The following is a 25,159-nucleotide window of genomic DNA, read 5'->3' as shown; positions in this document are numbered from 1 at the left end:
ACAGGGGATATCTCCCTTGTCAGCGGGCCAACGTCAGGGCAAGTGGTGTTAGACCAAGCCGCGGGCACCTTTGTGTATACCCCAGATGCGAATGTGACAGGGCAAGACAGTTTTACCTATACGGTTACCGATAGCGAAGGTGGGGTATCATTGCCAGGCACTGTTACGGTAAATATTGGTGCAGTGAATGACCGTCCTGTAGTTGTGAATGATGCAGTGACAACCGATGAAGACACCGCAGTGAGTTTGGCTATTTTAGCCAACGACTCAGACGTGGAAGACAGCGGCTTTAATGCGGCGAACGTCAGCTTAGAGAGCAAAGGCTCAGGCGCCGGCATGTACGACTTTGCGGATGTGAGTGTCAATCTTGATGGCAGTTTAGCGATAACACCTAAACAAGATGTCAACGGTGTGTTTAGCTTTACTTACACACTCACCGACAGTGAAGGCTTAAGCTCAACGCCTGCTACAGTGACACTGACTATTAATGCGGTGAATGACGCTCCCGTAGCCATGGATAACACCGCGCAACTGCAAGAAGAAGGCTCATTTGAGGTCAACGTACTGGGTAACGACAGCGATGTGGATACTGGCGACAGTTTAGATGTCAGCAGTGTGACGGTTGTCAGTGCACCAAGCAACGGGCAAACTCAAGTAACAGCGACCGGGGCAATTATTTACACCGCCAATGCTGATTACTTCGGCAGCGACAGCTTCACTTATACTGTTAAAGACAGTAACGGCGCAACCTCCAACGAGGCTACTGTGACCATGACGGTCAACCCGGTCAATGACGCACCAATAGGTATTGCACAGGAACTTGTCCTAGCAGAAGATGAAGCATTATTGATCACTTTAGTAGGCTCTGATATAGAGAACGATGATCTAAGCTATCGTATTGATGAAGGTGCATTACATGGCTCGCTCGTGCAGCAAAGTAATGACAGTTGGTTATATACGCCAAACGCTAATTATAACGGCAATGATGGCTTTAATTTTGTTGTTAATGATGGCCAATTAGATTCTGCAAGCACAGCTATTTCGTTAGTTATTACTGCAGTTAATGATGCACCAACGGTCCGCGCACAAAGTGCCAATGTTGACGAAGATACCGCGGTTGTTATTAACTTACTTGGTAATGATATTGAAGGAGATACTTTAACGTATTTAGTTGTTGAGCAGCCAGCTCACGGTACTGCGACTATCTCTGGCGAGCAAGTAACTTATCAAGGTCATGCAAATTACTTTGGCGAAGATCAGTTTACTTACATCGCGAATGATGGCTTGCTTGATTCAGTGGCTAATACTGTGTCAGTTACTATAAATAGTGTGAATGATCTGCCCATCATAAGTGGTACGCCAAGCCTAACTATTGATGAAAATGCATTGTATCGCTTTATACCAACGGCAACCGATAACGATGGTGATAGTTTAAGTTTTAGTATTGAGAATCAACCAAGTTGGTTAGCGTTTGATACTACAACAGGGCAACTTAGCGGTACGCCAAGTAATGCGGATGTAGGTCTCTATTCAGATATAACACTGAGTGTCACTGATGGCATTGCGACACAAAGTTTAGCGCCATTTACGTTGAGTGTGGTAAATATTAATGATGCACCAATGATTAACGGTGAACCATTAACTTCAATTGCCCAAGATAAATCGTACTCATTTACACCAACAGTGTCAGATATTGATAGTACAACGCTATCATTTAGTATTACCAATAAGCCGGACTGGGCCACTTTTGATAGTACCAGCGGAACCCTAAGCGGAGTACCAACACGGGAAAACGTCGGTTTACATAGCAACATTTTGATTAGCGTAACTGATGGGCAACTAAGTAGTAGGCTTAATCCATTTAGTATTGATGTAACGTATGTAAATGCGCCGCCTATTGCTAATGACATGCAGCTGAATCTTGAAGAAGATACCGCTATCAGTGTGAGCGCGAAAATTAGTGATAGTGATGAAGATAGTTTAGCGATACAGCTAGTCACTGAGCCACAATTTGGTAGCTTAACAGTGCAAGGGCGAGTATTTAGCTATCAACCTGAGGAAAACTATCATGGCAGTGACAGCTTTAGTTACTCAGTATTTGACGGTAAAGATAACTCGCAAATTGCGACAGTAGCAATAAACGTTGCGTCAGTGAATGATGAGCCGCAGGCCTTGGCAGATACATTTAATCTAACGCCTTCACAAAGTGGTCAATATACCCTCGACGTGCTTGCTAATGACACCGACGTTGACGGTGATACGCTCAATATTATTGGCGCTAAAGCGAGTGTGGGTACAGTCTCAATTGTTGATAATCAATTACTTTTTGAGTTGGCTGCAAGCACACTAAGCAGTATTAATATTGAATATATGATTACTGATCCTCACAATGCTAATAGCCATGCTAATGCTACGCTTAGTTTTAATGAAAAGATGGACGGAGCGCCAACAATAACAGCACCAGTAGATGTGAGCATAAATGCTACGGGCTTATTTACACGAGTTAAATTGGGCACGGCAACAGCCTTTGATGCTCAAGGAAATCCACTACCAGTTAGCACTGTAGAGCCAAGTATGTTGTTTGCCCCCGGCGCACATCAAGTATATTGGCAAACAACCGATAGTGCTGGCAACATGGCCCTGGCTGAGCAGCAGGTACTTGTTCATCCACAAGTATCTCTTGATAAGGGTAAAAAAGTCGCTGAACAACAAAGTTATACCACCTATGTTTATTTAAACGGCGAGGCGCCAAGCTATCCAATAACGATACCATATACTATCTCAGGAACAGCGACTGAGGATGACCATGACTTAACTGCTGGTGAAGTCGTGATAGAGCAAGGTTTGGTGGGCGAAATTAGCTTTAATGTATTCGCCGATAGTGAAGTTGAAGCTGATGAGGTTTTGACCATTACGCTAGATGAAAGCCTTAACACAGGTGTAAATGCTTCGAGCGTTATAACAATTACGGAGCAAAATATTGCGCCAACGTTATCAACGACTATTGAGCAAAATAACCAGACTCGACCATTTGTATTAGCCAATGACGACTTGGTTACAGTTCGGGCGTTCGCTACGGATAATAACCCAACGGATACAATTTCAATAAGCTGGCAAGTAGACGATGAGCGAATTATCAACTTAGCAGATCACTCTGATACGTTTGTGTTTTCAACAGCTGATCTGACAGAAGGTATTTATGATATTGCTGTTACTGCTACTGATAATGCGCAACAGAGCTTATCAAGTACAGTAACTCGGTATGTTGAGGTGGTAGCACAATTACCTGAGTTAACAAACACTGATACTGATAAAGATTTACTCCCAGATGTTTTAGAAGGTTACCAAGACAGTGACAATGATGGTATTGCAGATTATTTAGATCCAATCAGCATGTGTTATGTCATGCCAGAGCAAGTCACGCAGACAACGCAATTCTTAGTAGAAGGGGATATCGATGGCTGCTTAAGAAAAGCTTATTCAGGCTTAGAAAATAGTAGTGGTGCGCTGCAGTTTCTGTCATCAGAATTGCCTGCCGATGAGGGAATGCTCAACATAAGCGGTTATTTTGGCTTTATTGTTACAGATATTGAACCTGTAGGTTCGCGCTATAACATTGTATTGCCGCAACGCATGCCAATACCTGCTAACGCTGTTTACCGTAAACTCATGAGCAATGAATGGAGAGACTTTGACACGACTGAAGGAGACCAAGTTTATTCTACCCAAGGCGAGCGAGGTTATTGTCCATCTCCATCAAGCGAGCTGTGGCAAGAGGGCCTCCAAGAGGGAGATTGGTGTGTGCGGCTGCGTATAGCCGATGGCGGCCTTAATGATGTCGATGCGTCAGTAAACGGTCAAATTGTGGATCCAGGTGGTGTTGCTGTTATGAAAACAGATAATAACAACCCAATTACTCAGTCTGACCAAGCAGTCATAGCAGTAGGTAGTACAATAATATTTGATGTACTTAATAATGACAGTGATGAAGATACAAATGTATTGAAACTTACTGGTGCAAATGTTGATTTTGGCGAAGTCACAATTATTGATAATCAACTTAGTTATACGCCATTAAGTAATTTCATCGGTACAGCCACTATTCGTTACAGTGTATCTGATGGACAAGGAGGTACAGCATTTGATGTTGCTACAGTTAATGTTGTTGTTAATAGTGCGCCAACTACAGCGGCCGATAATGCATCGACCAATGACCGCACCCAAATTGTGATTGACGTACTCAGTAACGATAGCGATGTAGATGGCGATACACTAACGCTAACTAGTGCAGTCGCTAATGAAGGTGAAGTGGCTGTTAACTCAGATGGAACATTGAGTTACCAACCAAAACAGGGATTTGACGGTGTAGATCTAATTGAATACACAGTAACAGATAGCAAAGGCGCAAGTAGCCAGGGTGAAGTAAAAGTGACTGTAAAAGCTTATACAACCACAGCAGTGAATAATAGTTCATCAGGGAGCATGGGAGGAATGTTAGTGATAATGTTGCTTGGTGGGGTGCTAATTCGTCGTACAACCAAGGTGGCACCTTGGGCTTTACTTGCAACCGTATCTATTGCGAGCCAGCCCGCGGTAGCAGGTACATGGTCACTTGATGGGCAGATTGGTTATGCCGCAGTGGCCGGGACTCCATCAGTAATGAGTGAGTCGGTTTTCGCGAATACAGCTTACGACGACACCGATGTTAGTTGGTCTATCGCAGGTAATTACACTTTGGCTTCTAATTGGCAATTTGGCCTGCGCTATATTAATTTAGGTGAAGGAAGTACGACTTTTGTTGGCGACACACTTGACCCGACCAATACTCACCTGAGTTTATCTAACAAGGTGCCAGTTTTGGGCCAAGGGCCTGCACTGCAAACTGCCTATGTGTTTCCTTTGTTTGGCCAAGTAAAGAGTAAGCTGTTTATAGGCGCTTTTTATTATCATTATTCTATTGAGAGTCTTAATAATTCGGGGCAAAAAGTTGAGTATAATGAGTCAAATACTCGCCCTTATTTTGGTGGGCAATTGGCTTATCCTATATTAAAAAATACAGATGTTTCGCTTAACTTTAGCCATTACACATTAAACGAAAATGATGTGAATGAGTGGACTCTGGGTTTTGAATATAAATTTTAACAATCTAGTTGGCCAGCCAAGCTGGCTGGCCGCTAACGTTTAATATTTAAATAGCCCTAATTTTTGTACAATGCCTTTTTCAAGATCATTTAGTTGCTTTATGGTCTCGTCAAGGTGTTCGGCTTCTTGTGCTAATGATTTTGCACCGTGGTTAATTTGTTCCATCGTGGTTAAAACTCCTTGGGTGGTCAAGGTTTGTTGTTCTGAGCTTGCGGCAATGCGCTCATTCATGAGGTTTATTTCGTCGACTTGCTCGGCAATATTATGAAACACGTGTTGGCTTTGTTTATTAGCATTGATCACTTGGCTACTAACGTGTTTGCTTTTTTGTGAGGCGGCTACGCATTCACTGGCGTTAGTTTGCAGTGCACCAATAATACTCTCTATTTCAGAGGTTGAATGGTAAGTTTTACTCGCCAGTGCACGTACTTCATCAGCAACCACGGCAAAGCCTCGGCCTGACTCCCCAGCTCTTGCTGCCTCTATAGCGGCGTTAAGGGCAAGTAAATTGGTCTGCTCGGCGATACTTTTTATTACATCGAGTACTTGGCTTATTTCACTGCTGCGACTGTTCAGTTGATCCACCACGCTTGAAGTATGATCAAGTTGGTTTTCAAGTTCATGGATTAAGGTACTGTTATTACTCATACTTAATTGGCCATCTTGACACAAGTTTTGCACTTTTGTTGTTTGATCTGCCGTTTGAGTTGCGCCAAATGCAATTTCTTTTGTGGCCTCACTGAGTTGACTCAAGGATGACGTTGCAGCATCAGTCAGTGCATATTCTTGCTCAGCTTCGTATTTAGATCTCACTGTGGCTTCGTTCACAGAGCCTGCGATGATTTCTAATTCGGTGGCTGTTTTACCAAGGCTGGCAATGATTTGCTGTACTTCGTTAATAAAGCGATTAAACCCTGCCACTAAATACCCAATTTCATCACTTGATTGATAGTTAATACGCTGGGTTAAATCACCTCCACCGCGTACCAGCTCATCAACAAGTTGGTTTACACCAACAATAGGCTTGATAATGATAAAGCGACACACATAAATAATTGTTACACCGAGCAGTAAAAACGAAATAGCTAAAGTGATCACCATAGTTTTAACCGCTTTGAAAATACCCTTATTGAGCGCATCTTGGCTGTATTTTATCTTTATAGTGCCAATTGCTTGATCTGAAACAGACAAGGGTAACTGATGAGCGATTACGTTTTTTGCATTACTTTGTTGGCCTACGTTGCCTAAACGTTTATTACGATGATCAACTACTTCGATATACTGAATGTTTTGGTTTTTAGCAAAAGCATTAATTATTTGTTCAATCAGTGGCTTATCGTATGAAAAAACAGGCTCAGCCAAAATAACGGTTAACTGTTGATCCAGTGCTGTGATGTTTTCTTGCCATTGCTGCGTTTCACTATTTTTTAATAAGTAATAGTTAACGCTTACAACAAAGCCAAATATGATAACGAGACAAATGCTCAGTGCGATGGTTATTTTGTATTGTAATGATTTCATTGTGTTGTTGTACTCTCATTAAGTGGGTCGAACCAAAGCTCTGAACGAGATAAAGGGGTCATTGAACTTAAATTAGGGTTGTTAAGAGGGATAAAAATACGTTGTTTTAAATTTGCTTTTTTCAATACCATTTGTACTTGGCTATCGTTAAAAAACATACTGCTAAAGCTGCCATCTTTGATCATATTATTCAGTGATTGCGTCAGCTTTTGTGCTAGTTGCGCGTTTTCTTTGGCAACAAAAAAATACAGCGGTGCGGTGTATTTTAATAATATGTATGGGTCTACAGTTAAATTTAAATCTTGATAATTGACTATTTCATCCCAGGGTTCATTTACACCACGAGGAAAATAATCGAAACGACCACCTTCAAGCATTGGGAACAGGTTTGGGTATTTTAATGTAGTGACTACATTGAGGCCGTTTTCTTTTAAAATGGTTGTATCAGGCCACGTTTTGCCTTGGCCAGCGCGAAACTTTTTTAAATCAGCTATGTTGCTTACATGCCTAAATATTTCGACATTTTGTTGGGTTACGATCGCTAAACGCATCCCTAGCAGCCCTCTAAAAAGCGGGATGTATATTGCTTGATAATCTTGCTCAAGGGATTGTGATGTCATGCTCCACATTACATCGAGTTGGCCTATCTTCACATCGTTTAAAATGCGCGCATTAGAAATGTCTTTATCACTTTCGTATGGGTGAATGTAATCTAAGTCGGCATTGTTTAATGCTGCAATGAGTAGCTTGTGGGGGAGGGATGTATCCTTTGAGTAACTTTGTAATTTTATAGGCTCGCCATAGCTAAAAAAGCTAATGAAGAGCACTAGGGTTAAGAGTAAATAGCGCATATAAAACCGCGTTGTTATAATTGTGTTAATTACAAACTACGGTTGTTTTAAAGTCAGCTCAACCTTTTGTTATATGCATACGTATTCACTGTGATTTAGGGACCGGTCATGACTACTTTGTAAGCATTATTGCAATCTCAGTTTTATAGTCATTTGTGTATAGACTGATGCGGATATTTTCATTTCCTACCGCGTAAAATAGTGTCATACGTGAGTTATCACCGCGGGTTAATTGTGGTTTACCTAGTTCAGAAATATAAAATTCAGCAATATCAGCAACAGATTGCGCAGAATAACCGGTTTGTACAAGCGGGTACTCATCAGTAACTTGTAGCGTAGGTTTAAAGTCATCGGGCAGAGGTACTGCGTCTAAATCAGCTACGCTGTTAAATGCCGTAAGCGCAAATGCGACGAGCACGGTCGTTATTATTTTGTTCACACTCTTTCCTTTACAATGAATGTTATTAAATTTTATTACGGATTAAATCACGCACTATAAAGCGTGCGGGATGAATAGCTTGGCTAACCCGCTCACTGAGCGGGCTTGGCTCGTTATTCAAATTTGCAATTAAATACTCAGCAGCCAAGGGGGCGCTGCAAAACCCTCGTGCGCCAAAGCCTGTTAATAGGTGTAAGCCTTGCTGCGACTTTTGTAGTGGTTGATACTGATACCTCTTGCCTAAACGTAAGTTAGCAAACGCATTAATATAATCGCTTTGCTCAGCCCACTGACCTGCCATAGGTAAGTGATCAATAAAGCTACATCTTACAGCGGCTTTAGCAGAATCGATTGCGCCTAAGCTGGTTGCAAAATCACATTGGCCATAAAAATTAAGCAGCTGCTCACGATTAGTGATGTTGTCTTGTTCGGTAACGTCGCGACTTTTTGAATTTTTTTCAAAAGTGGCACCCATACAATGTTTATCTAAATAGGCTGGCGTAAAATATCCTTTATGGCACAGTACCGTTTTAAGTTTTTTAGATGCCTCGCTAGCTGTTACATGGGACACTTGACCTCGCACCCCTACGATGGGCAGTGCTTTAGTTTGTGTAAAGCGGTCACTGTGCTCACCAGCGCAAATAATAACATCAGTAAATGGACCGAATTGTTTATGCTCACTTTTGAGTATCCAACCATTGGCTGTTTTTTCAAGTGTATCAATGTCACAGTTAAAGTGACTTTGTATGTCTGACAGCGCACGTGCTTGCTCAAAAAGAGCGCTAACTAGTTGCGGCGGATTAACCCAACCAGCTAAGGGAAAGTACACTCCAGCGTAGCCAGACTCAACCCCTGCTATTTCATCTGCCTGCTCACAGGTTACGTTGTGCATTAACTCATTTGGCCACAGTTGTTTGGTTTCAATATTTTGATGCCGCTCAGCCAGAGGTTGCTTTACGGCGTGTTGTAATACACCACACCATTGATGGTCATAGCTAAAGCCATTATTTGTTAGTTGTTGATACACACGTTTTGCATATAAAAAGCTATGGGCAAAAAATTCGCTGTGAGGTGAGTTTTTTGCCTGAAGATGAGGGTAAACAGCACCTTGCACATTATGAGAGGCGCCCATCGCAAGTTGACTGTCTTGGCAAAATAGCTGGCTATGAATACCGCGTTTGGCCAAGCTATAAAGCACTGCACTGCTGGCAATGCCACCGCCTATCACCGCAACATTGTTTAATTCACTTGCTTGGTTAGCAAAATAGGGCGGGGCAGAATGCGCGGCATTTGCTTGTGCTAACTTGCCCGTTAGCATTTCTCGTTTGCGGCCAAACCCTTTGGCTTTTTGGATCTCAAAGCCTGCAGCTATTAATCCTCTTCGTACAAAACCTGCTGCCGTGAAGGTGGCTAATGTTGCACTGTTACGAGAGATATCAACCATCAAATTAAATAAACTTTGCTGCCACATTTCGGGGTTTTTACTCGGTGCAAAGCCGTCTAGATACCACGCATCGATAACTCCCGATGGTGAATAACTCATGTTGTTAATTGCGTCTTGCACATCACCAAAATGTAAGTCGAGCACTATTTGGCCGTTTTCAAACTCAAGACGGTGGCAGCCAGCTAAGTTCATCGGGTAGTTCGCAACAAGTTGCTCACTCAATGGTGCCAATTCGGGCCAAGCTTGTAATGCTTTTGCCAAATCGGCTTTTTTCATTGGGTATTTTTCAAAAGAAATAAAGTGTAAGCGGTTAACGTTTTGTTGCTTTTGAACTTTATTCTCGTCATGCTGCCTATTAGCTAAGTGATTTTTAAATTGCAGCCACGAATTAAGAAAGTTAAGCCCAGTACCAAAGCCTGTTTCTCCAATAACAAAATGTGCTTGGTCATGATTTTGTAATCGTCTGGGAATATCATTTTGTTGATAGAATACGTAATTAGACTCTGCCAGACCGTCGTCGTTAGAGAAATACACGTCGTCGAAGTTATCTGCAACGGGAGTGCCTAGGTGATTAAAGTGAATATCAGCGTTTTTGATCATGGCATGCAATTAATTAAAGAGTACTTTTTTTCATTATTTTACGTGTTTTCTTTGAAATAGTCTGGCGTTATTTATAAGCTATACGTTCAGAGTACATGTGTACGCTAGAAAGCTGACCACTTAGTTATAAAATTCAGCGTAAAATAGATCACAATTTAGTATCAAGCTAAGGTAATTACCCATGAGAAGAGCCGTTATTACGGGCATCGGTGTTGTTTCAAGCATCGGCAACAACAAAGAAGAAGTTTTAGAATCGTTAAAAACAGGTAAAAGCGGCATCGCTTTTAACCAGGAATTTGCCGATTACAAGTTACGCAGTAACGTGTCTGGTAAAATCGACCTTGACGTAAAAGAGTTTGTTGACCGTAAAGCCATGCGCTTTATGGGCGATGCAGCTGCTTATTCTTACATTTCAATGCAACAAGCGATTGAAGATGCTGGCTTAAATGAAGAACAAGTTTCAAATGAACGCACAGGACTATTAGTAGGCTCTGGTGGCGGTTCATCTAAATGGCAAGTAGAAGCGGCAGACATTTTACGTGAAAAAGGCGTAAAACGTGTAGGCCCCTATATGGTACCACGTACCATGGCGAGCACCACTTCTGCGTGTTTAGCTACACCATTTAAAATCAAAGGTGTTAACTATTCAATTAGTTCTGCGTGTGCTACTTCTGCGCACTGTATTGGTCATGCTGTTGAACAAATTCAACTTGGCAAACAAGATGTAATTTTTGCCGGTGGTGGTGAAGAGTTACACTGGACCCTTGCAATGGAATTTGACGCAATGGGTGCACTTTCTACTAAATACAATGAAACACCAGAGCAAGCATCACGTACATATGATGCAAACCGCGATGGTTTTGTTATTTCTGGCGGCGGCGGTATCGTTGTTGTTGAAGAACTTGAGCATGCTCTTGCTCGTGGTGCGCACATTTATGCTGAAATTACTGGCTATGGTGCAACATCTGACGGCTACGACATGGTCGCACCATCAGGTGAAGGTGCAGTACGTTGTATGCGCCAAGCGATGCAAGATCTTGATGGTGGCATTGACTACTTAAACACGCATGGTACATCTACGCCGGTAGGTGATGTAAAAGAGCTAGGTGCTATTCAAGAAGTATTTGGTGGTAATTCACCGATGATAAGCGCAACGAAAGCAATGACAGGGCACGCTCTTGGGGCGGCTGGTGTGCATGAAGCTATTTTCTCACTGCTTATGCTTGAGCATGGCTTTGTTGCTCCATCAATTAATATTGATGAATTAGATGAGCAAGCTGCAGGCTTAAACATTGTTACTGAGCGTAAAGACGTTGAGTTAAACACTGTTATGTCTAATAGCTTTGGCTTTGGTGGCACAAATGCCACACTTGTTATGAGCAAATATAAAGGCTAGATAAAAGCTTTAATATATAAAAGCCGAGCAAAAATGCTCGGCTTTTTCGTTTGTGCTAGTAGGGGGTTGTTCGTTACAATACCGCTCCTTTGAGTAAACGAGTCCGTTAATGAAGATACTTGCAGATCAAAATATGCCCTTAGTTGAACAATACTTCGCAGATTTAGGGCGAGTTGAACGTTTTGATGGTCGTTCATTGCAAAGCGATCAATTAGTGGATGTCGATGTGTTACTTACCCGCTCAGTTACGCAAGTAAACGAGGCGTTATTAAATAAAGCAAATAAGCTTAAATTTGTCGGGACTGCTACCATCGGGGTGGATCATATTGACACTGATTTACTCACTCAACGAGGAATAGCCTTCACCAGTGCGCCGGGTTGTAATGCCGTTGCGGTTGCAGAGTATGTGATAAGCAGCCTATTTGCGCTAGCACAAGAAAATGCCAGCAGTATTGAAGGCAAGACTATTGGTATTGTTGGAGTTGGCAGCATTGGTAGTTGCCTACGAAAGAAGCTTGCGGCCTTAGATGTAAATATACTTGTTTGCGACCCGCCTAAGCATGAAGCAGGTTTGCTGGCAGAGCATTGCGATCTTGACACACTCCTTGCACAATCTGATATTGTGACTTTTCATGTGCCCTTAGTAAAAACAGGCAAACACAGTACCTTACATTTAATGAACAAAGCACGATTAGCTGCTTTAAAAAGTGGTGTGACTTTGATCAATGCCAGTCGTGGAGATGTTATTGACAACCACGCGTTACTTGAACTAATGCAAGGTGGCGCTGCACTCGATTTAGTGTTAGATGTGTGGGAAAACGAACCCACTATTTTAACCGAGCTACTTGATTACGTGCGCTTTGCCAGTGTTCACATAGCAGGGCACACGTTAGAAGGTAAAGCGCGCGGTACACAAATGTTGTATCAAGCACTGTGTAATATCGAAGGGCTAAAAGCTGATAAGTCTTTGGCTGATTTTTTACCTAAGCCAAGTGTTACAGATGTTTCATTGCAAGACACATTTACTCTTGCTGATCTTGGCCAACTGATACACCTAGTTTATGACGTGCGCCGTGATGATGGTATTTTACGTCGTCATCTAGCATTGCAAGGGTTTGATAGTTTAAGAAAAAACTACCCCATTAGACGAGAATTCAGCACCGTAAATATAACGGGTGCTGGGGACTACGCACCCACACTGCGGGAGCTCGGTTTTAACATTTTAAATAATGGCCACATTGGCGATTATTAATAGAGGAATAAACATGTCACAAAAATACAATGTTGCTGTACTCGGTGCTACTGGCCTAGTTGGTCGTCAAATCATCGAAACTTTAGAAGATCGTAAGTTTCCTGTTGATCAATTATTTTTATTAGCAAGTAGCCGCAGCGCTGGCGAAGATATTAAGTTTCGTGGCGAAAACATTGAAGTACAAAATGTTGAAGGGTTTGACTTTAGCCAAGCCCACATTGGTCTATTCTCAGCTGGTGGCAGCGTATCTGAAAAGTATGCACCAATTGCAGCAGATGCAGGTTGTGTTGTTATCGACAACACCTCTCACTTTAGAAATGACTTTGAAGTACCTTTAGTAGTGCCTGAAGTAAATGCAGCAAGTTTAGCTGATTTTAGAAACCGCAATATCATCGCGAATCCTAATTGCTCAACCATTCAAATGATGGTTGCTTTGAAGCCAATTTATGATGCGTATGGTATTGATCGTATCAATGTATCAACGTATCAAGCTGTATCTGGCGCAGGTAAAGAAGCCGTTGATGAGCTTGCTAAACAAACTGCTAATTTAATGAACGCACGCCCAATGGAGAATGAAATATTCCCTAAGCAAATTGCGTTTAATGTTATTCCACAGATTGATACCTTCGAAGAAAACGGTTACACCCGAGAAGAGATGAAAATGGTAAATGAAACCCATAAAATTCTTGGTGATACCACAGTGGCTGTAAATCCAACGTGTGTAAGAGTGCCAGTATTTTTTGGTCACTCAGAAGCAATTAGTATTGAAACGCGCATGCCTTATGATTTTGAGCATGTTAAGCAATTACTAAATGACGCACCAGGGCTTGAGCTTATTGAAGATGAAGGGGATTATCCAACGGCTGTTTCTGATGCCAGTGGTAACGATACAGTTTATGTCGGGCGTTTGCGCCAAGATATTTCTCACCCACATGGACTTAATATGTGGGTTGTTAGTGACAATACTCGTAAGGGTGCAGCAACTAACAGCGTACAAATCGCTGAAGAGCTAGTAGAAAACTACCTTTAGTCACATCTTTTAAAGCGGCATATTTGCCGCTTTTTACTTTTAAACTGCCAAATAATTGCCGCAACGTAACTAAAAGCGTATAAACTTAACCATAACAATAAAAAAATTTTCTGCTAATTAAGTTTAAGTAATTATGTTTCAATACGTTGCGATAGATATTACAACCTAACTGGTTTATAGTTTGAAACTGGAATAAAGCTTGCAGGAAATTTTAATTAACTATTAGTTTGTGTAATTTAATTTATGTAAGTTATTTTAATTTATATAAGTTATTTCTGTATGAAATAATCAATGTTTAAGCGCTCATACTCGCTATATAGCAGCGCTGCGTTAACATTTAAACATTAAAGGATCAGCATGCGCGGTTTAGCAATACTTCTTTTATTAGCGTCTGCATTGGTGGTTACACCAGTTTTCGGCCAAGATGGTGCCCAACTTAAGGGACCAAAAGGGGTTGATTATGGCGTTCAAGGGCGCTCAATTGGGCCAATTAAACCAACCGATACACTTTGGCGTATCGCAGCGAAGGTGCGCCAAGATAACTCCGTTAGCATTTACCAAGTCATGCAAGCCTTGTATGAGAAAAATCCTAGTTCATTTTTAGATCAAAACTTAAATCATATGCGTGATGGCGCATACTTAAAAATCCCCACACTTGCTGAAATTCGCAGCGTAAACCCACAGCTTGCTAAACAACGCTCAGAGCAAGATGATGAACTATGGGAAAAGAAGAAAAATGGCACACTAACAAAAAGTGAAATTTCAGCTTCACAGAAAAAAGTTACACAAGCTCGTAAAGTTGACGTGGACGAGGCTAAACAAGAACTAAAACAAGAAATAAACACCATTAAAACTGAGCAAGGAACTCAGCTTGTTGAACTGCAAAACCAATTCAAGTCATCTGTAGAAAATGTAGAAGAAATATTAGTTGAAAATAATAAGCTGAAAGAGCAATTAACTGGAATTTCAAAAGAATTAGAAAATGTTCGTAACCAATTAGGCCAAGACAGCGAAATACAACAGCAATTAAAAGAGCTCATTGCAAAACAAAATGAAATAATCGAGCAGCAAAAAGCAAAAAAGATTGAAGAGGACAGTGGGTTCGACTTTGCTGCACTGTTAAATAATCCAATTGTCCTCATATTGCTCATGACAATTCCTGCATTGTTGGTTATTTTCGCTGTAGTTATGTTTTTACGTAAGCGTAATAATAAAGAAGAGCCAAGTGACGACGATGATGAGTTTTTACCGCAAAGCCCAACTTACCCTGAAGAAGATGACCTTGACTTAGGCCCTTCATTAGATCCTATCATTCCTGATCCTGTTGATGACGAACTGAACGACATTGGTGTTCAACTTGATGACACCCTAGAAGCGGATATGTTGCCTGATGATGATGACATTATCTTTGATGACAATATTGACGATACATTTGAAGAGGGCGACAGTCTTCTAGATCAAGATGAGCTTGATGGGTTGCTTGGTGATGACATTGTTTTTGACGATGAAAAATCTGAAGCTCAAGATGATGACCTAGATATTTTCTTACAGCAAGACTTTGATCAAAGTGATGACGATAGTTTAGGGGATGATATTGACCTAGACGCGGATAAAAACGATGGCGATATTTTAAGTGCCAGTGACTTAGACGATTTATTTGCAAATGAAGCAGATGAGTCTGTGCAAACAAGCGAAAAGTCAGAGGATGCAGCACAGGAAAACACGGATGATGAACTGGCTGCGCTCAGCGAAGAGCTTGCTGATGAAGATGACGATTTTGATATCGACAGTCTTATTGATGAAGCTGCCGAGTCAGAATCAGAACCAGCCCCAGAGCAGCCAACTGAATTAGTCGAAGAAGACGATGAATTCGATTTAGATGATATCGACAGCCTTATTGATGAAGCTGCCGCGCCAGAATCAGAACCAGCACCAGAGCAGCCAGCTGAATTAGTTGAAGAAGACGATGAATTTGATTTAGATGATATCGACAGTCTTATTGATGAAGCAGCCGAGTCAGAGTCAGCACCAGAGCAGCCAGCTGAATTAGTTGAAGAAGACGATGAGTTTGATTTAGATGATATCGACAGCCTTATTGATGAAGCAGCCACGCCAGACCCAGAGCAGCCAGCTGAATTAGTTGAAGAAGACGATGAATTTGATTTAGATGATATCGACAGTCTTATTGATGAAGCTGCCGCGCCAGATTCAGAACCAGCACCAGAGCAGCCAGCTGAATTAGTTGAAGAAGACGATGAATTTGATTTAGACGATATCGACAGTCTTATTGATGAAGCTGCCGAGCCAGAACCAGCACCAGAGCAGCCAGCTGAATTAGTTGAAGAAGACGATGAATTCGATTTAGATGATATCGACAGCCTGATTGATGAAGCAGCCGAGTCAGAGTCAGCAGCAGAGCAGCCAGCTGAATTAGTTGAAAAAGACGATGAATTCGATTTAGATGATATCGACAGCCTGATTGATGAAGCAGCCGAGTCAGAGTCAGCAGCAGAGCAGCCAGCCGAATTAGTTGAAGAGGACGATGAATTTGATTTAGATGATATCGATAGTCTTATTGATGAAGCTGCAGAGTCAGAATCAGATTCAGAACCAGAGCAGCCAGCCGAATTAGTTGAAGAAGACGATGAGTTTGATTTAGATGATATCGACAGCCTTATTGATGAAGCTGCAGAGTCAGAATCAGAACCAGCTCCAGAGCAGCCAGCTGAATTAGTTGAAGAAGACGATGAGTTTGATTTAGATGATATCGAAGAGCTTGCTGATGAGCGTAATTCTGAATTAGATGAAGCTCTTGCCGATTCAATTGAGGAGTTGTCAGGTGCAGAAGACGATCTCAATATTGATGAAGTAGAAAGCATTGCATCTTCACTTACAGACGAGCCAGAGCTAGAAGCTGAGCCAGAACTTGAAGCTGAGTCAGAACTTGAAGCTGAGCCAGAGCTAGAAGATGAGCCTGAATTAGAAGATGAGCTTGAATTAGAAGATGAGCCAGAGCTAGAAGCTGAGCCAGAACTTGAAGCTGAGTCAGAGCTTGAAGACGAGCCAGAGCTAGAAGCTGAGCCAGAGCTAGAAGCTGAGCCTGAACTTGAAGCTGAGCCAGAACTTGAAGCTGAGCCAGAGCTAGAAGATGAGCCAGAACCAGAAGCTGAGCCAGAGTTTGAAGACGAGCCAGAGCTTGAAGATGACTCATCAGAAGTGATGATGGATGAGGACGATTTATTAGATGAATATAACGATCCATCATTAAAAAGTGTTGATGAACTCTTAAATGAGCTACAGCAAGAAGACGACTACGTACCAACGCCAGAGTGGTCTGATGTTGATGATCTCAATAAAGAGTTAAACGATACACTTGATGATGAAATCGAAGAAATCGAGATTGATTTAGGTGATGACCCTCTTGCTGACGAAGAGGCCACTCCAGATCTTGAGCAAGAAAGTGAAGAGCTTGACAGTGAACTCGTTACACCCAGCGAAGAACTTGATGAGTATCCAGAGCTGGAGTTAGATAGCGAAGAGCTAGTTGAAGATTTAGCACAAGATACTGGCGAGTTACAAGTAAGCCAAGCCGAGCAAGATCTTGCCAGTGCGATGGCAGGTGGACAAGACTTAGATAGCTTAGAACACGATTTTGATGACGAACAGCTAATCGAAGATGAGTTACTTGACGATGTATTGTTAGATAACCCAACAGATATAGCGGAAACAACAGAGCCTGAGCCAGCGCAAGCAGATACCTCTATTTCTGAAGATGCAATAAGTGAATCACAGCAAACAGAGCAGGATTCATCTGATCAGTTACAACAGGATGAGCAAGCAGACTTACAGCTAAGCCAAGCTGAACAAGACCTCGCTGATGCTATGTCAAACAATCAAGATTTTGACTCATTAGAGCAAGAATTTGATGACGAGCCATTAATAGGTGATGAGCTGCTTGCTGATGATCAAGATAATGCTGAAAACGAAGAGCAGCTCAAGCATGAGCCAACATTTGATAGTCACGATGTTGACAATGATGAACTCAATGAAGAGTCACTAACTAACACAAATAGCGGCGATGTAGCTAATGAGTTAGAAAGCACGATTGATGAAAGTAACTTATCTGATGATCAGCTCGATGATGACTTTATGGCTGATCTTACGCAAACGGATTTTGATGCATTACTCAGTGAACTTGCCGAGCCTGAGCCACTCAATTTAGATGATAGTGCAGAGTTTGACGTTGATTTTAATGCGCTGCTAAATGAAGACTTAGCACAACTTGATGAATTAACAGAAGAGGCTGATGTGCCAGCAGCCCCACAGGCAGAACAAGTTGCTGATGATGAGTTTGTTGATATTGATGCTTTAATTGAACAAAGTGATGATGCAACAGCAGAGCATGAACCTTATGACGATGTAGATATGGATGTAGGCTTAGGTGAGTTTGATGCTTTATTAGCAGGAGATAACCCGACTGATGTTGATTTAGAAAGTGGGGGTTATTCAGCAAAACTCGACTTAGCCAGGGCATATATTGAAATTGACGATATGGACTCAGCACTTGATGCGATTGAGGATGTCATTGCTAATGGTCCTGAAGAAGTACAGCAAGAAGCGCAAAGCTTAAAAGCCAAATTGGTGTAAAAAATAACAATTAGCAGCAAAGGGCATGAGCGCGAGTTTATGCCCTTTTTACTTTTATTAGCTTGCTATATAGCATAAAATGCCCCGTTCATTAGCACAGTAGGTAAAGCAGTAATTATGCGAGTAGCACTTGGAGTTGAATACAACGGCGCCCGATACAGTGGTTGGCAGCGTCAATCACATGTTAATAGTGTACAACAAGAAGTAGAGACAGCGCTTTCGCGTATTTGTAATCATCCGGTTGAAATCGTGTGTGCTGGGCGCACAGATGCCGGCGTGCATGGCACCGGTCAAGTGGTACACTTTGAAACAAACGCTGAGCGTGAAATGGTGGCCTTTACTATGGGTATGAACACCTTATTACCTAAAGATATTGCCATACGCTTTGCCAAACCTGTCAGTGAAGATTTTCACGCCCGCTTCAGTGCAACCGCAAGACGTTACCGCTACGTAATCTACAATTATTCATACCGCGGCGCCATTATGAATGAGGGAGTTACGCACTTTCATCACCCATTAGATGAAGTGAAAATGCAACAAGCATGTCAGTATCTAATTGGTGAACATGACTTTACTTCGTTTCGTGCGTTACATTGCCAAGCAAATACGGCTAATCGTACTATTCATCACTTATCAGTAGAACGCCAAGGTGATTATGTGATCATAGATATTAAAGCGAATGCTTTTTTACATCATATGGTGCGAAATATTACCGGATGCTTGATGGATATTGGCTTGCATAAGCATCAGCCCGTATGGTTGAAAGAATTATTGGACTTAAAAGAGCGCGCAAAAGCCAGTGCCACGGCCAAAGCAGCGGGCTTGTATTTAGTTGACGTGGATTACCCTGCACAATTTGAAATACCATCAACCCCTTTAGGGCCGTTGTTTTTAGCAGATTCAGATAAATAAGTGCTTTTAAGGCGATAAAAACTCACGGTTATCCCACTACTAAGACCAGTTTTTTATACCGTCGACGCGTAATTCATGTTTTAATTGAAAAAATTGTCTGCCTGTATATACGGGCAGGAAGCGACACAGAACAGCATTAAGAGAGTTGCAAATGAGTTGGTTAGAAAAAATCTTACCTAAAACGACAAAATCTTCAGGCCGTAAAGAGATCCCTGAAGGGGTTTGGGCTAAATGTACAGATTGTGATTCGATTTTATATAAAGCAGAATTAGAAAAATCATTAAATGTCTGCCCTAAGTGCGATCACCATATGCGTGTGAGTGGGCGTAAACGCCTAGAGCATTTCCTTGATGATGCAGATCGTCAAGAGCTTGGCATTGAACACGAGCCAAAAGATGTTTTAAAATTTAAAGATTCTAAAAAATATTCAGACCGTATTAGTGCAGCGCAAAAAGCCAGTGGTGAAAAAGACGCACTAGTTGCAATGAAAGGTCGCCTTAAGGGGATTCCAGTTGCCGCTGTTGCATTTGAGTTCTCATTTATGGGGGGCTCAATGGCGTCGGTTGTTGGCGCGCGTTTTGTTGATGCCGTTGACCAATGCTTAGAACATAATATGCCGCTTATTTGTTTTTCTGCCTCAGGCGGTGCACGCATGCAAGAAGCGCTGATGTCGCTAATGCAAATGGCTAAAACCAGTGCTGCACTTGCTAAAATGAGTGAAAAAGGCTTGCCGTTTATCTCTGTTATGACCGACCCTACAATGGGTGGTGTATCAGCGTCATTAGCAATGTTAGGTGATATCAATGTTGCAGAGCCAAAAGCGTTAATTGGTTTTGCTGGTCCTCGCGTCATCGAACAAACAGTACGTGAAACCTTACCTGAAGGTTTCCAGCGCAGTGAATTCTTATTAGAGCACGGTGCAATCGACATGATTGTAGATCGTCGTGAGATGCGCGATACCCTAGCACGTGTACTGGCTAAATTTATGAACTTGCCTTCTACCGAACAAGAGCATAGAGTAGCGTAAATTTCAGCTTAACTGATTACACGCTATGACAAAAAGTATTCCTAGCCAATCATCAAGCCTTGATGATTGGCTTTGTTATTTAGAAAGTGTTCACCCTGCAAATATTGCCATGGGCCTCGAACGCGTAGCCGATGTTGCCAATAACATTGGTTTATTAGACACCCCAAGTAAAATTATTTTGATTGCTGGAACGAACGGCAAAGGCACCACCGCGCGTTGTTTAGAGTCACTATTATTGGCTCAAGGTTACAGCGTGGGTACGTATGCTTCTCCGCATCTAATTCATTACAATGAACGCGTTCGTATAAATGGTGCTGAGCTAGATGATCAATTCCATGTTGATGCTTTTGATTTGTTAGAGCAGGGCCGTGGTGAAACCCCATTAACGTATTTTGAATATGGTACTTTGGGTGCGCTGGCTATATTTAAACGCCATAGCGTGGATTACGTGCTGCTTGAAGTGGGTTTGGGTGGTCGGTTTGATGCAACCAACATTGTTACCCCGTATGCCAGTGTTATTACTACGATTGATTTAGACCATAAAGAATACCTCGGTGATACCCGCGAATTAGTTGGCTATGATAAAGCCGGTATTTTTAGAACGGCCACCCCAGCAATTGTTGGTGATTTAAATATACCTCACACGGTAACCGATTACGGTACAGAAATTGCGGCTAATATGTACCTATCTGGCCAAGAGTTCACGTTTAATGAGCAAGCAGAAAGCTTCAGCTGGCAATTTAATGAGCTGAGCTATCAGTTCGCAAAACCGGGTATACCGTGTCAAAATGCAGCGACTGCATTGACAACTTTGGCGGTTCTTGATTTATTACCAACACAAGAGGTAATAAAAGATTGCCTCACAAACCTTGTGGTAGAAGGGCGTTTTCAACAGCTCAGTACTGCGCCTTTGGTGTATACGGATGTAGCCCATAACCCTGAATCGGCCCGTTACTTAACGCAAAAGTTAAAGCACTTGCGAGATCAAGGCTTTAAAGTTCATGCGTTAGTCGCTATGCTTGCAGATAAAGACAAAGTTGCTGTTTTGAGCGAAGTAAACGCTGTGGTTGATCAGTGGCACCTTGCTGGGCTTGACTGTTACCGTGGTGATACAGTAAAAAATCTAGCAAAAGCAATGGACAATGTGTGCACTGATGCACCGCAAACTCAGCATCAAAGTGTTGAGCAGGCGTTAAATAGTGTGTTGCCAAATATTGATGAGCAATCAGTGTTAATTATTTTTGGCTCATTTTTTACGGTTGCAGCAGCAATTCAATATTGGAAAAAATAGAGAGAAATACGGTGAACTCAGGCTTTATAAATCGTTTAGTCGGCACAAGCATTGTAGTGATTGCAGCTATTATATTTATTCCAAATATTTTGGATGGCGAGAAAGTACATTATAAAGAAGGCTTCAAAGCCATCCCTGAACGTCCTGAGTTCAAAACTATTGATTTACAAGAAGCCATCGATGACAGTGTAGCGCATGTTGAACAACCCGATACACAAGCCATTGAAGATATTTCCAGTGATGACGCATTACTAGAAGAGAAAACTGAAACGGGTGACGCAGTAGCTGAATTTGCCGATGAACAAAAAGTGATGACAGTGTCAGCACCAAGCAATGAACCAACAGCGCAAGTTGTTTCTAAAGTTGCTAAACCTCAGCCTGAACCTACTCGTAAGCCAGAAGAGAACCTCACGAAAATGGCTTATGTCATTCAATTAGGCAGTTTTTCTCATGCGGCTAATGTTAAATCTCTACAAGCTAAACTCACGGCAAAAGGGTTTAAAACCTTTACTCGCCCAGTTAAAACTCCTAACGGTACTTTAACCAAAGTTTTTGTGGGGCCATCGCTAGATAAAGCACAACTTCAAAGCAAACTACCTGAATTAAAACAACTTACAAAATTAAACGGTAAGGTTACGCAATTCGAAGTAACAAAATGATCTGGCAATTAGCGTCATCCTCTTATAGAATGCGCCCCAAATTAACGACTAGTTGGTTATTATGATCTGGGTTGATTACGCCATACTTGGCATTATTGCACTGTCTACTATCATAGGTTTAATTCGTGGCTTTATAAAAGAAGCAATGTCTTTAGCTGTATGGGCTGGTGCATTCATCATATCCAGTTTGTTTTATCAATATTTAGCCTCCTTCCTAACCAGTATTTCTGAACCCCTTTTAAGAAATGCAGCGGCCATAGCCATATTATTCTTTGCGACGCTATTGTTAGGCGGAATGTTAAACTACCTCTTAGGTGAACTTGTACAGCGTACAGGCTTATCTGGCACCGACCGTGTCTTTGGCATTGTGTTTGGTGCGCTGCGTGGCGTGTTGGTCGTGAGCGCGTTACTCTTCTTTCTTGATGCTTTTACCGGTGCGCCTAATACGCATTGGTGGGGTAATTCTATTTTGATCCCAGAATTTGGCTTTGTTGTTGAGTGGTTCTTTTCGTACCTCGAAAACAATTCAAGCTTTTTAAATTCGGTCAACCGTTAATCACCGAGGAAAAATTGCATGTGCGGTATCGTTGGAATAGTCGGAACATCTCCTGTAAATCAGGCGATATATGATGGCTTAACTGTTTTGCAACACCGTGGTCAAGATGCTGCGGGCATCATCACCATTGAAAACAACACCTTTAGCTTACGTAAAGCAAATGGCTTAGTGAAAGATGTTTTTCACACCCGCCATATGAAACGTTTACAAGGGACTATTGGTATCGGCCATGTACGCTACCCGACAGCTGGTTCGTCTAGCTCGTCAGAGGCACAACCTTTTTACGTTAATTCACCGTTTGGTATCGCACTTGCGCATAATGGTAACTTAACCAATGCAGAGCAGCTTAAAGAGCAACTATTCTCTGAAGCACGCCGCCACGTTAATACCACTTCAGACTCTGAAATCTTACTTAACATCATGGCCCATGAGTTGAGCAAAGCAGATAAGCTAAAGCTTGACCCTGAAGATGTATTTACCGCTGTTACTGAAGTTATTAGCAAAGTACAAGGTGGCTATGCTGCCATCGCAATGGTCATTGGCCATGGCGTGCTCGCATTTCGTGACCCTAATGGTATTCGCCCTTTGGTATTTGGTAAGCGTGAATCTGCAAGCGGTACAGAATATATGTTCGCTTCAGAGAGTGTGGCACTGAAAACCGATGGTTTTGAATTTGTACGAGATGTAGCACCAGGTGAAGCTATTTATGTGACCGAAGCCGGTGAGTTTTATTCTCAAGCCTGTGCTGATAAAGCGTCTTATGCTCCGTGTATCTTTGAGTTTGTTTATTTTGCTCGTCCAGATTCAAACATTGACCGTATGTCGGTATATGCAACACGTGTAAATATGGGCACCAAGTTAGGCGAAAAAATAGCGCGTGACTGGGCAGATAAAGACATCGATGTGGTTATTCCTATCCCTGAAACATCGTGTGATGTAGCACTTGAAATTGCCCGTGTACTTGATTTGCCTTACCGTCAAGGTTTTGTTAAAAATCGCTATATTGGTCGTACGTTCATTATGCCTGGCCAAGAGATGCGTAAAAAATCAGTGCGTCAAAAGCTTAACGCCATTGACCGTGAGTTTAAAGGCAAGAACGTTTTACTTGTTGATGACTCAATTGTACGTGGTACTACTTCAGCACAAATCGTTGAAATGGCCCGTGAATCAGGCGCTAAAAATGTTTACTTTGCATCAGCAGCACCTGAAATTCGCTTCCCGAATGTGTATGGTATTGATATGCCATCAGCTGCTGAGCTAATTGCTCATGGCCGTGAAGTTGAAGACATCAACGCAAGCATTGGCGCAGATGGCTTAATTTTCCAATCTTTAGATGATTTGATTGCTGCAGTTCGCCAAGAAAATCCAGAGATAAGCCGTTTTGAAACGTCAGTATTTGATGGTCAATACATTACAGGTGGCATCGATCAAGATTACCTAAATCGTATTGATAGATTACGTAATGACTCAGCTAAGACTACACGTGAAAGCGCGATGTCTTCTGGTTTAGAGTTACATAATCAAGAAGAAAATGGGTCAGACTAAAACGTTTGGTTAGCCTGTTTAGAGATAAAAAAAGGAGCTAAATTTAGCTCCTTTTTTGTAAAGGAAAGGAAATAACGAACACTCTATATACTACTATATTTACTGCTTTTTACTTCTTACTACTGAGGAACCCCTCTATCAACATTTACACTATGTAAAGGTTGGATCAACAATTCCATTAGTCCAAAGCATTGCTGTTACAGCTAAAATAATCACCAGCAAAATAAGCCCGCATGTCACCACTGAGCTTGCATAAATGAAGCCTCGCTCTTGGGGGATATGCATTAAAATTGGTACGCCGGTGTAAAGTAAATACACCGAATAAGCCAATGCAACCATGCCTACACAAACAACAAACCAAAGCTCAGGTAAAAACGCTGCTAACGCTGACATAAACACAGGTGTAGAGGTATAAGCTGCAAGCTCTAAAGTTTGCGTAAAGGTAGGCTCTGATCCAAATGTTACCGCCATCCAGTGTGCTAAATAAGCCAGTGCGAACACACCCACAATTAAAGCGGCGTACATAGCAACTGCAATAAGCATAGCACTATCGTGGGTTAAGAATACCGGGTTACCTGCGCCAATACTCCAACCTAAATAGACTGAAGAATAATAGCCCATAGCCGAGGGAAATAAAGCAATCAGCAGTATATGCGATAAGCTATAGGTTAAACTCTCATGACGGTTATCTATGGTTTGCCACTCTTCGAGTGGATGGGCATAGATGCCCCATAAATGGTTTAATATCATTGTGTGTGCCCCTTAAAAAAGTTGTCTGCTGTTTTATTTTTATACAGCTTGTATTAAGTTATGGTTCAGTTGCTAGGGGTTGTCAAGGTACAGTGAT

16 protein-coding genes are annotated in these 25,159 nt (G+C 41.9%); 11 read left to right on the top strand and 5 right to left on the bottom strand.

The window, feature by feature from the left end; translation table 11 throughout:
• Nucleotides 1–9: 9 nt before the first annotated feature.
• Complete coding sequence (locus tag AAEU30_RS05100; RefSeq protein WP_421959603.1) at nucleotides 10–5,142, top strand: Ig-like domain-containing protein; 5,133 nt, start codon at nucleotides 10–12, stop codon at nucleotides 5,140–5,142.
• Nucleotides 5,143–5,181: 39 nt separating this feature from the next.
• Here AAEU30_RS05100 and AAEU30_RS05095 read toward each other — a convergent pair whose 3' ends face one another.
• From AAEU30_RS05095 to mnmC, 4 genes are all read right to left on the bottom strand, one after another.
• Nucleotides 5,182–6,663: a methyl-accepting chemotaxis protein gene (locus tag AAEU30_RS05095; protein ID WP_421959588.1), complete on the bottom strand. Its 1,482-nt coding sequence runs from the start codon at nucleotides 6,661–6,663 to the stop codon at nucleotides 5,182–5,184.
• A complete protein-coding gene (locus AAEU30_RS05090) occupies nucleotides 6,660–7,514 on the bottom strand; it encodes a transporter substrate-binding domain-containing protein (RefSeq protein ID WP_421959587.1) in 855 nt (284 codons plus the stop codon). The genes AAEU30_RS05095 and AAEU30_RS05090 overlap by 4 nt, the downstream gene beginning before the upstream one ends.
• 112 nt (nucleotides 7,515–7,626) lie before the next feature.
• Nucleotides 7,627–7,953 (bottom strand): hypothetical protein, encoded by a 327-nt coding sequence (locus tag AAEU30_RS05085; protein ID WP_421959586.1) that lies wholly within the window; start codon nucleotides 7,951–7,953, stop codon nucleotides 7,627–7,629.
• Nucleotides 7,954–7,978: 25 nt separating this feature from the next.
• Nucleotides 7,979–9,997, bottom strand: a complete 2,019-nt coding sequence (gene mnmC, locus AAEU30_RS05080; protein ID WP_421959585.1) for a bifunctional tRNA (5-methylaminomethyl-2-thiouridine)(34)-methyltransferase MnmC2/FAD-dependent 5-carboxymethylaminomethyl-2-thiouridine(34) oxidoreductase MnmC1 — start codon at nucleotides 9,995–9,997, stop codon at nucleotides 7,979–7,981.
• Nucleotides 9,998–10,178: 181 nt separating this feature from the next.
• Here mnmC and fabB point away from each other — a divergent pair, with 181 nt between their 5' ends.
• The 10 genes from fabB to purF all read left to right on the top strand — a co-directional run bounded on the left by fabB (nucleotide 10,179) and on the right by purF (nucleotide 24,312).
• Nucleotides 10,179–11,393 (top strand): beta-ketoacyl-ACP synthase I, encoded by a 1,215-nt coding sequence (fabB, locus tag AAEU30_RS05075; RefSeq protein WP_087534539.1) that lies wholly within the window; start codon nucleotides 10,179–10,181, stop codon nucleotides 11,391–11,393.
• A 109-nt stretch (nucleotides 11,394–11,502) separates the two neighbouring features.
• Nucleotides 11,503–12,645, top strand: coding sequence for a 4-phosphoerythronate dehydrogenase (locus AAEU30_RS05070; protein WP_421959584.1), 1,143 nt, complete (start codon nucleotides 11,503–11,505; stop codon nucleotides 12,643–12,645).
• A gap of 13 nt (nucleotides 12,646–12,658) precedes the next feature.
• Nucleotides 12,659–13,675, top strand: coding sequence for an aspartate-semialdehyde dehydrogenase (locus AAEU30_RS05065; protein ID WP_421959583.1), 1,017 nt, complete (start codon nucleotides 12,659–12,661; stop codon nucleotides 13,673–13,675).
• 357 nt (nucleotides 13,676–14,032) lie between these two features.
• Nucleotides 14,033–18,322, top strand: coding sequence for a FimV/HubP family polar landmark protein (locus AAEU30_RS05060; protein WP_421959582.1), 4,290 nt, complete (start codon nucleotides 14,033–14,035; stop codon nucleotides 18,320–18,322).
• Nucleotides 18,323–18,439: 117 nt separating this feature from the next.
• Complete coding sequence (gene truA, locus AAEU30_RS05055) at nucleotides 18,440–19,234, top strand: tRNA pseudouridine(38-40) synthase TruA (RefSeq protein WP_421959581.1); 795 nt, start codon at nucleotides 18,440–18,442, stop codon at nucleotides 19,232–19,234.
• A 151-nt stretch (nucleotides 19,235–19,385) separates the two neighbouring features.
• Nucleotides 19,386–20,261, top strand: a complete 876-nt coding sequence (gene accD, locus AAEU30_RS05050; RefSeq protein WP_087534643.1) for an acetyl-CoA carboxylase, carboxyltransferase subunit beta — start codon at nucleotides 19,386–19,388, stop codon at nucleotides 20,259–20,261.
• Nucleotides 20,262–20,286: 25 nt separating this feature from the next.
• Nucleotides 20,287–21,552, top strand: coding sequence for a bifunctional tetrahydrofolate synthase/dihydrofolate synthase (gene folC, locus AAEU30_RS05045; protein ID WP_421959580.1), 1,266 nt, complete (start codon nucleotides 20,287–20,289; stop codon nucleotides 21,550–21,552).
• 11 nt (nucleotides 21,553–21,563) lie between these two features.
• On the top strand, nucleotides 21,564–22,211 hold the full coding sequence (locus AAEU30_RS05040; RefSeq protein WP_421959602.1) for an SPOR domain-containing protein: 648 nt from the start codon (nucleotides 21,564–21,566) through the stop codon (nucleotides 22,209–22,211).
• 61 nt (nucleotides 22,212–22,272) lie between these two features.
• Nucleotides 22,273–22,767, top strand: a complete 495-nt coding sequence (locus AAEU30_RS05035; protein ID WP_058561253.1) for a CvpA family protein — start codon at nucleotides 22,273–22,275, stop codon at nucleotides 22,765–22,767.
• Between the two features lie 18 nt (nucleotides 22,768–22,785).
• Nucleotides 22,786–24,312, top strand: coding sequence for an amidophosphoribosyltransferase (gene purF / locus AAEU30_RS05030; protein ID WP_421959579.1), 1,527 nt, complete (start codon nucleotides 22,786–22,788; stop codon nucleotides 24,310–24,312).
• Between the two features lie 150 nt (nucleotides 24,313–24,462).
• Here the strand turns inward: purF and AAEU30_RS05025 are convergent, their stop codons facing one another.
• The gene (locus AAEU30_RS05025; protein WP_421959578.1) at nucleotides 24,463–25,062 is read right to left on the bottom strand and encodes a Yip1 family protein; all 600 of its coding nucleotides are present in this window, start codon (nucleotides 25,060–25,062) and stop codon (nucleotides 24,463–24,465) included.
• Nucleotides 25,063–25,159: the final 97 nt, after the last annotated feature.

It is taken from the genome of Pseudoalteromonas mucoides, assembly GCF_049257175.1.
Lineage (GTDB): Bacteria > Pseudomonadota > Gammaproteobacteria > Enterobacterales > Alteromonadaceae > Pseudoalteromonas.
This window is presented reverse-complemented; position numbering and strand designations above follow the sequence as displayed.

Coding starts and splice junctions, on each gene's coding strand:
- mnmC (WP_421959585.1), bottom strand. CDS start 9,997: ATGATCAAAAACGCTGATATTCACTTTAATCACCTAGGCACTCCCGTT.
- AAEU30_RS05090 (WP_421959587.1), bottom strand. CDS start 7,514: ATGCGCTATTTACTCTTAACCCTAGTGCTCTTCATTAGCTTTTTTAGC.
- AAEU30_RS05070 (WP_421959584.1), top strand. CDS start 11,503: ATGAAGATACTTGCAGATCAAAATATGCCCTTAGTTGAACAATACTTC.
- fabB (WP_087534539.1), top strand. CDS start 10,179: ATGAGAAGAGCCGTTATTACGGGCATCGGTGTTGTTTCAAGCATCGGC.
- folC (WP_421959580.1), top strand. CDS start 20,287: ATGACAAAAAGTATTCCTAGCCAATCATCAAGCCTTGATGATTGGCTT.
- AAEU30_RS05035 (WP_058561253.1), top strand. CDS start 22,273: ATGATCTGGGTTGATTACGCCATACTTGGCATTATTGCACTGTCTACT.
- purF (WP_421959579.1), top strand. CDS start 22,786: ATGTGCGGTATCGTTGGAATAGTCGGAACATCTCCTGTAAATCAGGCG.
- AAEU30_RS05095 (WP_421959588.1), bottom strand. CDS start 6,663: ATGAAATCATTACAATACAAAATAACCATCGCACTGAGCATTTGTCTC.
- truA (WP_421959581.1), top strand. CDS start 18,440: ATGCGAGTAGCACTTGGAGTTGAATACAACGGCGCCCGATACAGTGGT.
- accD (WP_087534643.1), top strand. CDS start 19,386: ATGAGTTGGTTAGAAAAAATCTTACCTAAAACGACAAAATCTTCAGGC.
- AAEU30_RS05025 (WP_421959578.1), bottom strand. CDS start 25,062: ATGATATTAAACCATTTATGGGGCATCTATGCCCATCCACTCGAAGAG.
- AAEU30_RS05065 (WP_421959583.1), top strand. CDS start 12,659: ATGTCACAAAAATACAATGTTGCTGTACTCGGTGCTACTGGCCTAGTT.
- AAEU30_RS05060 (WP_421959582.1), top strand. CDS start 14,033: ATGCGCGGTTTAGCAATACTTCTTTTATTAGCGTCTGCATTGGTGGTT.